The organism is Cellulomonas xylanilytica (genome assembly GCF_007989805.1).
GTDB classification, from domain to species: Bacteria; Actinomycetota; Actinomycetes; order Actinomycetales; family Cellulomonadaceae; genus Cellulomonas; species Cellulomonas xylanilytica.
In genome coordinates this window covers 314322-329629 of the sequence record NZ_BJUB01000004.1, presented here as the reverse complement: position 1 = coordinate 329629, position 15308 = coordinate 314322, and the positions used below count along the sequence as shown (strand labels likewise).

The 15308-nt window shown below is 73.1% G+C and carries 15 protein-coding genes; 9 read left to right on the top strand and 6 right to left on the bottom strand.

What is annotated here, in order from left to right:
- Positions 1–9: 9 nt before the first annotated feature.
- The 9 genes from CXY01_RS08630 to CXY01_RS08590 all read left to right on the top strand — a co-directional run bounded on the left by CXY01_RS08630 (position 10) and on the right by CXY01_RS08590 (position 10403).
- Positions 10–804 carry an ABC transporter ATP-binding protein gene (locus CXY01_RS08630; protein ID WP_146927012.1) on the top strand — a complete coding sequence of 265 codons (795 nt, stop codon included), beginning with the start codon at positions 10–12 and terminating at the stop codon, positions 802–804.
- A 92-nt stretch (positions 805–896) separates the two neighbouring features.
- Positions 897–1331: an NfeD family protein gene (locus CXY01_RS08625; RefSeq protein WP_146927011.1), complete on the top strand. Its 435-nt coding sequence runs from the start codon at positions 897–899 to the stop codon at positions 1329–1331.
- A gap of 68 nt (positions 1332–1399) precedes the next feature.
- On the top strand, positions 1400–2563 hold the full coding sequence (locus tag CXY01_RS08620; protein WP_146927010.1) for an SPFH domain-containing protein: 1164 nt from the start codon (positions 1400–1402) through the stop codon (positions 2561–2563).
- Positions 2564–2670: 107 nt separating this feature from the next.
- A complete protein-coding gene (locus CXY01_RS08615; RefSeq protein WP_246125170.1) occupies positions 2671–3345 on the top strand; it encodes a TetR/AcrR family transcriptional regulator in 675 nt (224 codons plus the stop codon).
- Positions 3339–5084 carry an ABC transporter ATP-binding protein gene (locus CXY01_RS08610; protein ID WP_146927009.1) on the top strand — a complete coding sequence of 582 codons (1746 nt, stop codon included), beginning with the start codon at positions 3339–3341 and terminating at the stop codon, positions 5082–5084. The genes CXY01_RS08615 and CXY01_RS08610 overlap by 7 nt, the downstream gene beginning before the upstream one ends.
- Positions 5081–7057, top strand: coding sequence for an ABC transporter ATP-binding protein (locus CXY01_RS08605; RefSeq protein WP_222594516.1), 1977 nt, complete (start codon positions 5081–5083; stop codon positions 7055–7057). Before CXY01_RS08610 ends, CXY01_RS08605 begins: the two co-directional genes overlap by 4 nt.
- A 31-nt stretch (positions 7058–7088) precedes the next feature.
- The gene (locus CXY01_RS08600; RefSeq protein ID WP_146927008.1) at positions 7089–8318 is read left to right on the top strand and encodes an MFS transporter; all 1230 of its coding nucleotides are present in this window, start codon (positions 7089–7091) and stop codon (positions 8316–8318) included.
- A 17-nt stretch (positions 8319–8335) separates the two neighbouring features.
- Positions 8336–9577, top strand: a complete 1242-nt coding sequence (locus tag CXY01_RS08595; RefSeq protein ID WP_146927007.1) for an endo-1,4-beta-xylanase — start codon at positions 8336–8338, stop codon at positions 9575–9577.
- Between the two features lie 4 nt (positions 9578–9581).
- Positions 9582–10403: a TrmH family RNA methyltransferase gene (locus CXY01_RS08590; protein WP_146927006.1), complete on the top strand. Its 822-nt coding sequence runs from the start codon at positions 9582–9584 to the stop codon at positions 10401–10403.
- Between the two features lie 16 nt (positions 10404–10419).
- Here CXY01_RS08590 and CXY01_RS08585 read toward each other — a convergent pair whose 3' ends face one another.
- The 6 genes from CXY01_RS08585 to CXY01_RS08560 all read right to left on the bottom strand — a co-directional run bounded on the left by CXY01_RS08585 (position 10420) and on the right by CXY01_RS08560 (position 15100).
- Positions 10420–11358: an acyl-CoA thioester hydrolase/BAAT C-terminal domain-containing protein gene (locus tag CXY01_RS08585; protein WP_146927005.1), complete on the bottom strand. Its 939-nt coding sequence runs from the start codon at positions 11356–11358 to the stop codon at positions 10420–10422.
- Between the two features lie 10 nt (positions 11359–11368).
- On the bottom strand, positions 11369–11872 hold the full coding sequence (locus CXY01_RS08580) for a hypothetical protein (RefSeq protein WP_146927004.1): 504 nt from the start codon (positions 11870–11872) through the stop codon (positions 11369–11371).
- Positions 11873–11974: 102 nt separating this feature from the next.
- On the bottom strand, positions 11975–13282 hold the full coding sequence (locus CXY01_RS08575; RefSeq protein WP_146927003.1) for a Fic family protein: 1308 nt from the start codon (positions 13280–13282) through the stop codon (positions 11975–11977).
- Between the two features lie 54 nt (positions 13283–13336).
- Entirely contained in the window at positions 13337–13903 is a 567-nt protein-coding gene (locus CXY01_RS08570) for a YbaK/EbsC family protein (RefSeq protein WP_146927002.1), read from the bottom strand.
- Positions 13900–14424, bottom strand: coding sequence for a YbhB/YbcL family Raf kinase inhibitor-like protein (locus CXY01_RS08565; protein WP_146927001.1), 525 nt, complete (start codon positions 14422–14424; stop codon positions 13900–13902). Before CXY01_RS08565 ends, CXY01_RS08570 begins: the two co-directional genes overlap by 4 nt.
- A 7-nt stretch (positions 14425–14431) precedes the next feature.
- Positions 14432–15100 carry a Pr6Pr family membrane protein gene (locus tag CXY01_RS08560; RefSeq protein WP_146927000.1) on the bottom strand — a complete coding sequence of 223 codons (669 nt, stop codon included), beginning with the start codon at positions 15098–15100 and terminating at the stop codon, positions 14432–14434.
- Between the last annotated feature and the right edge of the window lie 208 nt (positions 15101–15308).

Genomic DNA, 15308 nt, shown 5'->3' with positions numbered 1-15308 from the left:
GTCATGCCCATGACCGACGTGCTCGACCTGCAGGCCGTGACGATCCGCCGGGGAACGACGACGATCCTGGACGAGGTGACGTGGACGGTCCGTGACGGCGAGCGGTGGGTGGTGCTCGGGCGCAATGGCGCCGGCAAGACGACGCTGCTGCAGGTGGCCTCCGGGCGGATGCATCCGACGACGGGGACCGCCGACCTGCTGGGCTCGCGACTGGGGCGCGTCGACGTCTTCGAGCTGCGTCCCCGCATCGGGCTGTCGAGCGCGTCGCTGGCGGACCGGATCCCGGCGGGGGAGACGGTGCGCGACGTCGTGCTGACGGCCGCCTACGGGGTGACCGGCCGCTGGCGGGAGGCGTACGAGACGCTCGACGAGTCGCGCGCGACGGACCTGCTCGCGGCCTTCGGCGTCGACCACCTCGCCGACCGGTACTTCGGCACCCTCAGTGAGGGGGAGCGCAAGCGCGTGCAGATCGCCCGTTCGCTCATGACGGACCCCGAGCTGCTGCTCCTCGACGAGCCGGCCGCGGGCCTCGACCTCGGCGGTCGCGAGGAGCTCGTCGCGGCGCTCGCGGAGCTGGCGGGTGACTCGAAGTCACCGGTCCTCGTGCTGGTCACGCACCACGTGGAGGAGATCCCGCCGGGCTTCACGCACATCCTCCTGCTGCGCCAGGGCAGGGCCTTCGCCGCCGGTCCGATCGACGAGGTGCTCACCGCGCAGACCCTCTCGGGGGCGTTCGACCTGCCGCTGACCGTGGAGCGCACGGACGGCCGGTGGTCCGCCCGGGCCGTGTCCGCCCAGGGCTGAGCGCTGTGCCACAGATTCGCAAAGAGATCGTCTAGTATCGGTTGGACCGCAGGGTCCGCCGTCGGAACCTGCCCGACCGAGGGAGTGGCTCGATGGGCTGGCTGTGGTGGATCGGCGGGGCGCTCGCTCTGGGCATCCTGGAGATGCTCTCGCTCGACCTCGTGCTCGCGATGTTCGCCGGTGGAGCCATCGCCGGTGCGATCGCCTATCTCTTCGGTGCCTCGGTGCCCGTGCAGTTCGTCGTCGCGGCGCTGACCTCGGTCCTGCTGCTCTTCACGCTGCGGCCGTGGCTCCTGCGGCACCTGCGGGACCGGATGCCGCTGGTGGAGACCAACGCCGCCGCGCTCGTCGGTCGGGAGGCCGTCGTCGTCTCGACCGTCACCGGTGAGGGCGGGCGCGTCAAGCTCGCCGGCGAGGTGTGGAGCGCGCGGGTGGACGCCGCACAGACGATCCCGCCCGGCACGGAGGTCCTGGTCACCCGGATCGACGGTGCCACCGCGGTGATCGCGCCCGTCCAGGGCCTCTGAGCACCGCGTCTGAACTTCTTCGTACGTCGCGCGGGCACCTCGCCCGGGCGTGACCCCCTGGAGGATCCATGGACGACCCGAACGGCGGGCAGATCGCCCTCTTCATCGTGCTGGGCCTGGTGCTGCTGTTCGTCATCATCGCGCTCGTGCGGGCGGTCAAGATCGTCCCGCAGGCCGTCTCGATCATCGTCGAGCGGCTCGGACGGTACTCCCGCACCCTGGACGCCGGCCTGCACCTGCTCATCCCGTTCGTGGACCGCGTGCGTGCCGGCGTCGACCTGCGCGAGCAGGTCGTGTCGTTCCCCCCGCAGCCGGTGATCACGTCGGACAACCTCGTGGTGAGCATCGACACCGTCATCTACTTCCAGGTGACCGAGCCCAAGTCGGCGGTCTACGAGATCGCCAACTACATCCAGGGCATCGAGCAGCTGACGGTGACCACCCTGCGCAACGTGGTCGGGTCGATGGACCTCGAGCAGACGCTGACCAGCCGCGACCAGATCAACGGTCAGCTGCGTGGCGTGCTCGACGAGGCGACCGGGCGCTGGGGCGTGCGCGTGAACCGCGTCGAGCTCAAGTCGATCGACCCGCCGGACAGCATCAAGGGCTCGATGGAGCAGCAGATGCGCGCCGAGCGGGACCGTCGTGCGGCGATCCTCACCGCCGAGGGCTTCAAGCAGTCGCAGATCCTCACGGCCGAGGGTGAGAAGCAGGCCGCGATCCTGCGGGCCGAGGGTGGCGCGCAGGCGGCGATCCTGACCGCCGAGGGTGAGGCGCGGGCGATCCTGCAGGTGTTCGACGCGGTGCACCGCGGTGACGCCGACCCGAAGCTGCTGGCCTACCAGTACCTGCAGACGCTGCCGAAGATCGCGGCGAGCCCGTCCAACAAGATGTGGTTCCTGCCGTCGGAGCTGACGAGCGCTCTGGGTGCGTTCGCCAAGGGGTTCGGCGGTCCGGTCTCGGACGACGACGGCGGCGTCCAGGACTCCGGCCGCGCGGCGGGCACCTCGCCGCTCGGGGACGACCTGCCGCCGACGACGCTGACCGACCCCGGCGAGGCGCTCGCCGAGGCTCGGCGCGAGTCCGCGGCGGCCACCGCGGACGCGACCAGCTCCGGCACGCTGAGCGGGCTGCCGTTCGACCCGTCGGTGGAGCAGGGTCAGCGACCCGGTGGGGCAGCGGTGCCGCCGCGCTCGCCGGAGCCGCCGCCGCAGGACGCACCCACCGGCTGACACCAGCGGAGGGCCGGCCCCGACCGGGGCCGGCCCTTCGTCATGTTCGCTTCCGGCGGAGAGTATCCCGTTGCCTGAGTGAGTGCTCACTCAGTTAGAGTCGCGGCATGGAGACCGCTGCCGAGCCCGTCCGCGGCCGAGCCGCGCCGCTGCCACCGGACGAGCGGCGCGCCGCTATCCTGCTGGCCGTCCGCCCCGTCCTGCTCCAGCGTGGCGCCGCAGCGACGTCGCGGGAGCTGGCCGAGGCGGCCGGCGTCGCGGAGGGCACGCTGTTCCGGGTGTTCACCGACAAGGTGACGCTCGTGCGCGAGGCGGTCCTGGCCGCCGTCGACCCCGCGGACTCCGTACCGGAGCTCGCGACCATCGACCGCGACCTGCCGCTGCGCGACCGCGTGGTCGCGGTGCTCGCCCAGGGACTCGCGCGCGTCGACGAGTCCATGCGCTGGATGGGGCTGCTGCACGAGCTCAGCCGCCTCGAGCCCGGCCCGCCCGCCGAGCACCGCGAGGCGGCCATGCGGATGTGGGGGACGCGCCAGCAGGCCGGCACCGCCGCCGTGAACGCCACGATCGCGTGGCTGCTGGAGCCCGACGCCGACCGGTTGCGCCTGCCGCTGGACGAGGTGATCGACCTGCTCACCACGGTGCTCATGGGGGCCACCATGCGGTCGGTCGACGCCCGGCGCCGCGGCCTCGACTCCTCCCCGCCGGATCCCGAGCGGCTGGCCGACCTCGTCCTGCACGGCGTCCTGAGCGACGGGACCGAAGGAGACGTTCGATGCTGATCACCCTGCTCAAGGAGCACCTCAAGCCCTACCAGGGCGCCGTCGTCGCGGTCGTCGTGCTGCAGCTCGTGCAGACGATCGCGACGCTGTTCCTGCCCAGCCTCAACGCCCGGATCATCGACGACGGCGTGGCCCAGGGCGACACCACGGAGATCCTGCGGCTCGGCGGCGTGATGCTGGGCGTCAGCCTGGTCCAGGTCGTCGCCGCGGTCGTCGCCGTGTACTTCGGGGCGCGGACCGCGATGGCGTTCGGGCGGGACGTGCGCAGGCGGCTGTTCGGCCACGTGCAGACGTTCTCGGCGCAGGAGATGGCCACGTTCGGGGCGCCGACCCTGATCACCCGCACGACGAACGACGTGCAGCAGGTGCAGATGGTCGTCCTGCTGACGTTCACCGTCATGATCATGGCGCCGATCCTGCTGGTCGGCGGCGTCATCATGGCTATCCGCGAGGACGTCGGGCTGTCCGCGGTGCTGCTGGTCGCGGTGCCCGTGCTCGCGATCGTGATCGCCCTGATCGTCACGCGGATGATCCCGTACTTCCGCTCGATGCAGAAGCGCATCGACGCGATCAACCGGGTGCTGCGCGAGCAGATCGCCGGGGTCCGGGTGGTGCGCGCGTTCGTGCGCGAGCGTCGTGAGTCCGAGCGCTTCGCCGCCACCAACACCGACCTCTACGACACCTCGCTGCGGGTCGGCAAGCTCATGGCGCTGATGTTCCCGGCGGTCATGCTGGTGCTCAACGCGACGACCGTCGCGGTCCTGTGGTTCGGTGCCGAGCGCATCGACGCCGGGGCGCTGATGATCGGGCAGCTCACGGCGTTCCTGTCGTACATCGCCTACATCCTCATGGCCGTCATGATGTCGACGATGATGTTCGTCATGGTCCCCAGGGCCGTCGTGTCCGCCGAGCGCGTGGGCGAGGTGCTGGACACCCGCACCTCCGTCGTCCCGCCCGCCCAGCCGGCGCGGCTGCGGACCGGCGCCGACTCCCGCCCGGGGCTGCTCGAGCTGCGCGGCGTCGAGTTCCGCTACCCGGGCGCCGAGCGGGCGGTGCTGCACGGCGTCGACCTGGTGGCCGAGCCCGGCAGGACGACCGCGATCATCGGGTCGACGGGTGCGGGCAAGACCACCCTGCTCAACCTCGTCCCGCGGCTGTTCGACGTGACGGGCGGGGAGGTCCTCATCGACGGCGTCGACGTCCGCGCGCTGAGCCCCGACCAGCTGTGGGGCCAGATCGGGCTCGTCCCGCAGAAGCCGTACCTGTTCGCCGGCACCGTCCGGTCCAACCTCGAGTACGGCCGACCCGGTGCCTCCGACGAGGAGCTCTGGCACGCCCTCGAGGTCGCCCAGGCGCGGGACTTCGTCGAGGCGCTCGACGAAGGCCTCGACGCGCCGATCGCGCAGGGTGGCACCAACGTGTCCGGCGGGCAGCGACAACGGCTGGCCATCGCGAGAGCCCTGGTCAGACGGCCGAGCATCTACCTGTTCGACGACTCCTTCTCCGCGCTCGACTACGCGACCGACTCCCGGCTGCGCGCCGCGCTCGTCCCGGAGACGCGTGAGGCGACCGTGCTGGTGATCGCCCAGCGGGTGGCGACCATCCGGCACGCCGACCGCATCGTCGTGATGGAGGACGGGCTGGTGGTCGGCGTCGGCACGCACGCGGAGCTGCTGGAGTCGTCGGAGACGTACCGCGAGATCGTGTACTCGCAGGTCAGCGTGGAGGAGGCGGCATGAGCACCGAGTCCCGCCGGCTCCCCCCGGCAGCAGCGCGTCGCGGGCCCGGCCCGATGATGAGCATGGGCATGCCCGGCGAGAAGTCGATGAACTTCCGCGGGTCCGCCAAGCGGTTCCTGCGCGAGATGCGGTCCGAGCGGGCGTCGATGGCGCTGATCATCGCGCTCGCGGTCGCGTCCGTCGTGCTCGCCGTCATCGGGCCGAAGCTCCTGGGCGACGCGACCAACATCATCTTCGACGGCGTCATCGGCACCCAGCTGGGCTCGGCGTTCCCCGCGGGCACCACCACGGACCAGGCCGTCGCGGCGCTGCGCGCGAGCGGGCAGGGCACGTTCGCGGACGTCGTCGCGGGCAGCGGGGCGGTCCCCGGCGTGGGGATCGACTTCGACCGGCTCTGGCAGCTGCTCATGATCGTGCTGGCGATCTACGTCGGCTCGTTCCTGTTCGGCTGGCTGCAGGGCCGGCTCACCGCCGTCGTCGTGCAGCGGACCGTCTACGCCATGCGGCAGGACGTGGAGGCGAAGCTGTCGCGCCTGCCCCTGCGGTACATCGACTCCCAGCCGCGCGGCGAGCTGCTCAGCCGGGTCACCAACGACATCGACAACGTGGCGCAGACGCTGCAGCAGACGCTCTCCGCGCTCATCACCTCGGTGCTCACGGTCATCGGCGTGCTGGTGATGATGTTCTGGATCTCGCCGCTGCTGGCCGTCATCGCCCTGGTCACCGTGCCGCTGTCGATCGCGATCGCCGGGGCGATCGCCCAGCGGTCGCGTCCGCAGTTCATGGAGCAGTGGGCGTGGACCGGCAAGCTCAACGCCCACATCGAGGAGATGTACACCGGCCACTCGCTGGTGACCGTCTTCGGGCGGCAGGCCGAGGCGGCCGAGGTCTTCGCCGAGCGCAACGACAGGCTCTACGACTCCAGCTTCCGGGCGCAGTTCATCTCCGGCATCATCCAGCCGGCGCTCGGCTTCGTCGCCAACCTCAACTACGTCATCGTCGCGGTCGTCGGCGGCCTGCGGGTGGCGTCGGGGACCATGACGCTGGGCGACGTGCAGGCGTTCATCCAGTACAGCCGGCAGTTCACGCAACCGATCACGCAGATCGCGTCGATGGCCAACCTCCTGCAGTCCGGCGTCGCGTCGGTGGAGCGCGTGTTCGAGCTGCTCGACGCGCAGGAGCAGTCGCCGGACCCGGCGGACCCCACCCCGCCCGTCCAGCCGACCCGGGGCCGCGTGGCGTTCGAGCACGTGGCGTTCAGCTACTCGCCCGACACGCCGCTCATCCAGGACCTGTCGCTCGTGGCCGAACCGGGCCAGACCATCGCCATCGTCGGTCCCACGGGAGCCGGCAAGACGACGCTGGTCAACCTCCTCATGCGGTTCTACGAGGTCGACGGCGGCCGGATCACGCTGGACGGCGTCGACACCCGGGACCTCACGCGGGACGCGCTGCGCTCGCAGATGGGGATGGTGCTGCAGGACACGTGGCTGTTCGGCGGCACGCTCGCGGAGAACATCGCGTACGGCGCCGACGGCGCGACCCAGGAGGAGATCGTCGCGGCGGCGGAGGCCACCCACGTCGACCGGTTCGTGCGGACCCTGCCCGACGGGTACGCCACGGTGGTCGACGACGAGGGGGCCAACGTCTCGGCGGGGGAGAAGCAGCTGCTCACCATCGCGCGCGCCTTCCTGGCCGACCCGCCGATCCTCATCCTGGACGAGGCGACGTCGTCGGTGGACACCCGCACGGAGGTGCTGGTCCAGCAGGCGATGAACGCGCTGCGCCAGGGACGGACGTCGTTCGTGATCGCCCACCGGCTGTCCACCATCCGCGACGCCGACGCGATCCTGGTGATGGAGGACGGCGCGATCGTCGAGCAGGGCTCGCACGACGAGCTGCTCGCCGCCGGCGGTGCGTACGCGCGGCTGTACGCGAGCCAGTTCGCCGCGGCGGTCGCGCCGGTGGACTGATCGCGCGGGTCGGCGACGTACCCTCGGGCGCATGCCCACCGCCACCACCACGGGGTTCCCGCGCGACCGGATGACGGTCGCGTTCTACGGGAGCTTCGTCGTGTGGGGCTGGCTGCTCTACAGCTTCAACCCGAGCGTGCCGCTGCTCGCCGACGAGCTCGGCATCAGCGACGCGCAGGCCGGGCTGCACGGGACCGCGATGGCCGCCGGGGGCATCCTCGCTGCCGTCGTCACCCCGAGGTTCGTCCGCAGCCGCGGTCGGCGCACCGCGCTCCTCGTCGCGTCCGCGCTCATCGCCCTCGGTGCGTCGGGCCTGGTCGCGGCGCCGTCGCTCGCGTGGAGCCTGCCCGCCATGGTGGTGCTCGCGCTCGGCGGCAACATCTCCATCAGCGCCGCACAGGCCGGTCTCGCGCTGCGGCACGGGGGCAAGGCGTCCGCGGCGCTCACCGAGGGCAACGGCATCGGCTCGTCGATCGGGCTCGTCGGACCGCTCGCCGTCGGCGCCTGCGTGGCGATCGGCTGGGGGTGGCGGCCTGCGGTGGCCGTGACGGTCGGGCTGGCGCTCGTCGCCGCACTCATCGTCTCCCGGATCCCGGTCGGCGGCGCGATGACCGCGCCGCACGTCGCCGACGGCACCCCCGCACCGGTGGTCCGGGCCCGGACCACCCTGCCCGGCTGGTGCTTCCTGGTGACGATGGTCGCCGCTGTCGCGATGGAGTTCGCCACCACGTACTGGGCCACCGGCCTGGTGCTCGAGCGGACCGGCGCCGGTCCGGGGATCGCGGCGGCGACCACCGCGGGCCTCGTCGCGGGCATGTCGGCGATCCGGTTCGTGGTCGGGCCGCTGTCCCTGCGCGTGGCGCCCGTGATGCTGCTCGCGGTGGCGTTCGTCGTGGCCATCGGCGGCTGGGCGGTGCTGTGGACCGCGACCACGCCGAGCGTCGCCATCGTCGGCCTGTTCGTCGCCGGGCTCGGGTACGGGGCGCAGTACCCGCTGTCGGTCGCGCTCCTGCTCGCCACGGCACCCGGCCGCACGGACGCGACGCAGGCCCGTGCGACCCTCGCCGGCGGTCTCGCGATCGGCATCGCACCGTTCGCGCTCGGGGCGCTGTCCGACGCCGTCGGGACGCACCGGGCGTTCCTCGTCGTCCCCGTCGTCGCGCTGGTCGGGGCGGTGGTCGCCGTGCTCGGCGGTCGTGCCGCACGGCGAGGCGACGCGCCGGTGGCCGCGGGCGACATCGGGGTCCCGTTGGATCGATAAAAAGTTACGCTTGCGCGATGTCCACGCTGAACCACCGGCGCGCCGACGCCGTCGTCACGGTCCTCGACGCCCACGGCCGCCCACTGGCCGACACCGATGTCGTCGTCGCGCAGGAGAGCCACGCGTTCCTGTTCGGCAACATCGGGTTCGACTTCGTCGCGCTCGCCAACCAGGAGGGCGAGGCCGGCGAGCGGCCCGCGTTCGGCGGTGCCTCGGTGGGCTCCGCCGCCGCGCTCGCCGACCTCTGGCTCGACGTCTTCAACTCCGCGACGCTCCCGTTCTACTGGGGCGGCTTCGAGCGCGTCCGTGGCCGCCCCGACACGGCCCGGCTGCTGACGGCCGCCCGCTGGTTCGCCGACCGCGGCGTCGCCGTCAAGGGCCACCCGCTCGCCTGGCACACCGTCTGCGCCCCCTGGTTGCTCGACCTCACCACCGACGAGATCGCCGACGTGCAGGACGCCCGCATCCGGCGCGAGGTGGCCGACTTCGCCGGCGTCATCGACACCTGGGACGTGATCAACGAGGTCGTGATCATGCCGGTGTTCGACAAGGAGCCCAACGGCCTGACCCGGCTGGCCTGGGAGCGCGGGCGGATCCCGACCATCCGGCTCGCGTTCGACGCGGCCCGGCAGACCAACCCGTCGGCCACGCTGCTGCTCAACGACTTCGACATGTCGACCGCGTACGAGTGCCTGATCGAGGGCGTGCTCGAGGCCGGTATCCAGGTCGACGCCATCGGGCTGCAGAGCCACATGCACCAGGGCTACTGGGGCGAGGAGAAGACGCTGCGGATCCTCGACCGGTTCGCGCGGTTCGGCCTGCCGCTGCACCTGACCGAGACCACGCTGCTGTCCGGCGACCTCATGCCCGCGCACATCGAGGACCTCAACGACCACCAGGTCTCCTCGTGGCCCTCGACGCCGGAGGGCGAGGCGCGGCAGGCCGACGAGCTCGAGCGGCACTACCGCACGTTGGTCGGGCACCCCGCGGTGCAGGCGGCGACGTACTGGGGGATCACCGACGAGGGCGCCTGGCTGGGCGCACCCGCCGGGCTCGTGCGCGCCGACGGCACCCCCAAGCCGGCGTACGACGCCCTGCGCCGGCTGGTGAAGGACGAGTGGTGGCAGGGTCCGACGACGGTGCGCACATCCTCGGAGGGACGCGTGCCCGTCAGCGGGTTCCGCGGGACGTACTCGGTGGACGGCACGCCCGTCGAGCTGGCCACCGACGGGGAGGTCGTCGTCCGGCTGGGAGGATGACCGGGTGCCCGTCGCCTCCCTGCAGCCCGTCACCGATCCCGCCGACGAGCGGCTCGCCGACTACGTCTCCCTGACCGACGTCGCGCTGCGCTCGCGGCAGGAGCCCGCCAAGGGCCTCTACATCGCGGAGAGCTCGACCGTCCTCGGCCGGGCGCTCGCCGCCGGCCACCGACCGCGGTCCGTCCTGCTGTCGCCCCGGTGGGTGCCCGACCTCGAGCGGATGCTGACCGGGCTCCCCGCCGACGACACCGTGGTGCCGGTGTACGTCGCGGAGGAACCCGTGCTCGAGGCGATCACCGGGTTCCACGTGCACCGCGGGGCGCTGGCCGCCATGCACCGACCGGTCCTGCAGCCGGTGGCCGAGCTGCTCGCCGGCGCCCGGCGCGTCGCCGTGCTCGAGGACATCGTCGACCACACGAACGTCGGGGCCATCATGCGCGCGTGCGCCGCGATGGGCATGGACGCGGTCCTGGTCACGCCCCGCTGCGCCGACCCGCTGTACCGGCGGTCCGTGCGGGTCTCGATGGGCACCGTGTTCCAGGTGCCGTGGACGCGCATCGACCCGTGGCCCGCCGGGATCGACGTGCTGCGGGAGCACGGGTTCGTCACCGCGGCGCTCGCGCTCACCGACGACGCGGTGGGCCTGGACGTGCTGGAGCGGGACACCCCGGAGCGGCTGGCGCTGGTGCTCGGTTCCGAGGGGCACGGCCTGAAGGCCGAGACCATCGCCGCGGCGGACCTGGTCGTGCAGATCCCCATGCGGGGCGGTGTGGACTCCCTGAACGTCGCGTCGGCGGCGGCCGTGGCGTTCTGGGCGACGCGCTGAGGTCGTCGCCGGACGCTCACCCGTCCGCCGGCTCCTCGCGGGGCAGCGTGTAGCGCAGGAAGCCCAGGGTCCGCGACCAGGTCTCCGCACGCGCGTGCTGGGTGAGCACCGGGTCGCCGCCGAACCGGAGGGTGACGCCCGGCCCCGGCCCCAGGCTGGCCGTAGGACCGCCCGGCGGTCCGGCGATGAGGTGCCCGACGGAGTCGAGCACGACGCTCGCCGCCGGGTACGGGTGGTCGGTCAGACGGTCGGCGGCGACCCCGTGGTACGCGGCCGAGTCCCACACCTGGTCGTCGCTGCCGGCCACGAGCAGGACGCCACCGCGGATGCGCTCGACGGGGATGCTGATGCGTGCCAGCGCGGCCGGGTCGGTCGGCAGGGGCGCGAAGCCGTCACGCAGAGCCACCGGCTCCCCGCGCTCGATGGTGTCCACGAGCTCGGTGCTCACCTCGTAGGGGAGGGACGGCAGCGGCCGGCCGTCGACGGTCCACGCGGGACCCGAGGTCTGCAGGATTGCGTCCAGCCGGCCCGCCTCGTCGTCGATCCCCTGCGTGACCACCCCGCTGCCGGCCACGCTCACCACGGACCCGACGCGCTCGTCGCGACTGCCGACCAGGAGTGCGGCCTCGCCGCCCCGGGAGCCGCCGAGCAGCCCGATCGAGCCCGGTGCGAACCCCTGGGCCTCCAGCAGGTCGAGCGCCCGGGTGAAGTACTCCAGGGGGACGTCGACGAGGGCGGACGGGACCCCGGGGGCACGAAAGTACGCGACGGCGAGGGCCGCGAACCCGGCCTCCGCGAGCGCGACCGCGTCCCGCTCGTGCATCCCGCCCTCGGACCCGCCCAGCACGACGACCGCGCGCGCGGCGCCCGACACCGGCTGCACCAGCACGCCCGCGACCCCGTGCGCGCGGCACACCGCCCGGTCCCGCACGACGCGGTGGGTGGTCCGGCTCATGCCGGGCACCCTATCGACGTGCGCGGACGCGTCGGTGCACCACCAGGACGACCAGCGCGCACGCGACGACGGCCGGCACGTCGGTGACGTCCGGGACGACGGCGACGCGGTCCGGGCGAGCGGCGCCCCACACCAGCGCGTCCACGGGGAAGCGCACGATGCCGACCGCGGCGGCGTAGAGGTCGCGGGCGACCACCGACGTCTTGATCGCGGTGAAGACGACCGCCGTGGCGCAGGCGGCGACGAGTGCGGTGCGGATCCCCGGTTCGTGGCCTCGCCGGCGCGCGAGGTCCACGAGCGCCACCAGCAGGAACGGGAAGAACGCGAGCCCGGCGAGGTCGGACAGCTTGCCCGTCCACCAGCCCGGGACGGCCGCCTTGAGCACGTGGTCGTTGACGAGCAGGACGGCGAGCCCGACCAGGGCGACCGGGTGCAGGACGAGCTCCCCGCGCAGGCGGCTCGTCCCGACCCCGGTCATCGGGGCCGGGCGAGACGGTGCCGGGGCGGTGCGCATGCCACGCACGCTACGGGCGCCGGGCGGGCTCCGGGGCGGGTGTGGCCGTTTCGTCATCAGGCTGCCGCCGGGCCGACGCGTCCGAGGGCGCTTCGTCCGGGTTCAGCGGTGCTGGCCGCGATGGCCGTGCGGGAGGCGGCACGAGCGGCCCGCGCGCGGCAGCCACGCGCCGCACGCCGTCCCGGCCTCCGGATCGGTCGCCGCCAGCGGGACGTCGACGGCCGGGGCCGCGTCGGCCTCTGCCGCGACCCCCGGTTCCGCGACGAGGTCCAGCAGCTCGGTGGCGACGTAGACGGTCCGGGTGCGGTCCGCCTTCCGGTCCGGTCGCAGCACGCCGGCGGCGGCCAGCGCGTCCAGGGCGTTGCGGGCGGCGACGGCGGTGACCCCGTACCTGGCCGCGGTCGTCGCGGCGTCCAGCACCGGGTGCGTCGGCAGGTCGGTGACCAGCCGGTGCGCGACCCCGTGCCGGACCCGGCCCGTCGACGACCTCTCCCGCAGGTAGGTGTCCAGCGACTCGGTCTGCCGGCGCTGCCACTGCGTCACCCGGTCGGACAGGCGCAGCGCGTCGGCGGCCGCGGCCGTGACGGCCTCGGCGACCACGTGCACGACGGCGAGGCCCCGGTCACCCTGCCGGTAGGCGTCGAGCGCGGCGTAGTAGCGCTCGCGGTCGCGGAACAGTGCCGTGCTGACGGGCAGCGTGATCTGCGGCGCGACGCCGTAGCGGGCCAGGACGGTGCCGATGAGGACCCGGCCGGCGCGGCCGTTGCCGTCGGCGAACGGGTGGATGGTCTCCAGCTGCGCGTGCGCGAGGGCTGCGGCGAGCACGGGACGGTGCCGGCGCGAGGACAGGTAGGCGTCGAGGTCGTCGAGGAGCCGGTGCACCTGGTCGTGCGGCGGGGCGTTGTAGTGCGCCTCCAGAGGGGTCCGGCCACCGATCCAGACGGGTTCGGTGCGGACCCCGGCGTGGCGGGGGGCGATCAGCCGCTGGAGCTCGACGACGTCCCAGACGAGGGACACGCCGGGGTCCCGGGCGCGTTCCACCGACGCGCGCACCGCGTGCAGGGTGCGCGCGACGGTCACTGCGGACTCGCGGCCGCGCGCGACGAAGTCGGCCACGGCGACCGCCCGGGGCGTCGGCTCGTAGCCCTCGATGAGGGAGGACGCCGCCGCCTCCGACCGCACCAGCAGGTCGCCGATCTGCCCGAGACCGGCGTGCGCCGCGAGGTCGGCCGCCTCGCGCGCGCGGCTCTCCGCCTCGTCCAGCAGGGCGAGCACGGGTCCGTCGAGCGGGACGTCGAGGTCGAGCAGCGAGTCGGGGACGAACGCCTGATAGGTGCCGGAGCGCGTGAACCGCCGGGGCACGCCGTCGGTCGTCCGCGGCGTCCACTGCTGCGTGACGTAGGTGCCCATGCCCACCTCCCCGGTAGCGCCGTAAAGTTGACTCCGATGCTACTCGAGGAAAGTTTATGAGAGCGCGAGCCCCTCGACGAGCTCGACCCCGGGTGCCCTGGCCAGCAGGGCCCCGGGCAGCGCGACCTTCGAGCGGCGCACCCCGCTGCCGATGACGACGGTCGGCCCCGAGCCGGGGTCGTCCACCGCGACGCGGCCGTCCACCAGCACGCGGTAGCGCGCCGGCAGGCCGAGCGGGGTGATGCCGCCGTACTCCATCCCCGACTCCTCGACCGCGCGGTCCATGGGCAGGAACGAGGCCTTGCGGACGTCCAGCAGCCGCTTGACGGTGGCGTTCACGTCGGCCCGGGTGGTCGCGCGCACCACGGCCGCCGCGACCCGCTCCTCGCCCTCGCGGCGGCCCGCGACCAGGACGCAGTTGGCGGACGCGGCCGGCGGGAGCCCGTACGCCTCCGTGAGCGCGGCCGTGTCCGCCAGGTCCGGGTCGATCTCCGTCACCAGCACCGCGTCCGCGACCGCCGCATCCTGGGCGGACCAGGCCTGGATCGCGGCGAGCGTCGACGGGGCGAGCAGGTCGGGGCGGTCGAGGGCGCGGACCCAGGTCAGCGTGCCGAGCGTCACCGCTGGTAGGTCCCGACGAGCACCGCGCGCGCGAGCGTGTGGAACAGCACGGCCGTGTTCGCGGCGCCGGGCATCATGTCCGGCCCGAACCCGAGCGACGGCACGTCCAGGGCGTGCACGACGAAGAAGTACCGGTGCACCTGGTCGCCGGGCGGGGGAGCGGCGCCCACGTAGCGGGCCTCGCCGTCGTCCCCGCGCAGCGCGAACGCCCCGGCGGGCAGGTTCGCGCCCCGGGCCAGCGAGGTGGTGGTCGCGGGGACGTCGACCACGGTCCAGTGCCACCAGCCGGCGGGGCCGGGGGCGTCCGGGTCGAAGCAGCTCACCAGGAACGACTGCGTCGCGTCGGGGAAGCCCTGCCACGACAGCTGCGGCGAGACGTTGCCGCCCGCGTCCGTGTTGGTGTGCACGTCGGGGAGGCGCTCGCCGTGCCGGAAGTCCTCGCTGGTCAGGGTGAAGTCAGGGACCGACGGGAGCAGCGAGTAGGGGTCGGGGGCGACGGGACGGGTGAGGTTCACGGCCATCCCGCCATCATGGCGCGGCGACCAGCGGCTCGCTCGGGGTCGTCTCGGGTTCCGGGCGCCCGACGAGCGCGCGGCCGGGCAGGAGCCGGTCCAGCCCGACGAGGACGAGACCCAGGACGAAGAAGCCGACGCCGTAGATCAGGACGTTGAGCAGCAGGCCGCCGTAGCCCAGCTCGGAGACGTCGACGAAGCCGTAGGGGTAGGCGCTGCCCGGGCTCAGCACGCCGCGGAGCGTGGCGAACGCGCAGTACGCCACCGGGTAGAGCAGCCAGTACGCGGCGTTGCGGATGCGCAGCCGGCGGTGGGGGACCATCAGCACGAAGTGCACGAACGCCGCGATCGGCGTCAGCCGGTGGACGATCTGGTCCCGGGTCAGGCCCAGCGCGACGACCTCCTCGCCCGGGGGCGCCGGGTCGAGGATGAGGTAGGAGACCAGCCCGGTGATGAGGATGAAGAGCGTCACGGCGCCGAACAGCCAGGGCGCCGGCTCCCTGCGCCGGGCGAGCACCGCGACGCCGCCCCAGAGCATCACGACCGCCAGCAGCAGGTTCGACTGGTTGGTGAAGTAGACGTAGTCCTCGAGGTCGAACGCCAGGCCCGTGCTGGGCGCCCAGAACAGCGCCAGCACGATGATCGCCGCCAGCCCGAGGCGGTAGGTCCCGACGACGACTCCCATGGCGTGCCTCTCTGCTCGTCCCGCCGGCCACGCTGCCGGGCGGCGTCGAGAACATAGCCGAGACCTGCGACGTGGACGTCACGGCCGCGCCGACGGTTCTGACGGTCACCCGGGCGGGCGACCCCGGATTGACAGTGCCAGGAGTGTCAGCGTGTACTGAGATACTTCGAACAGATGTTCGATGAGGTCTCCGGGAGCACCCTCTCAT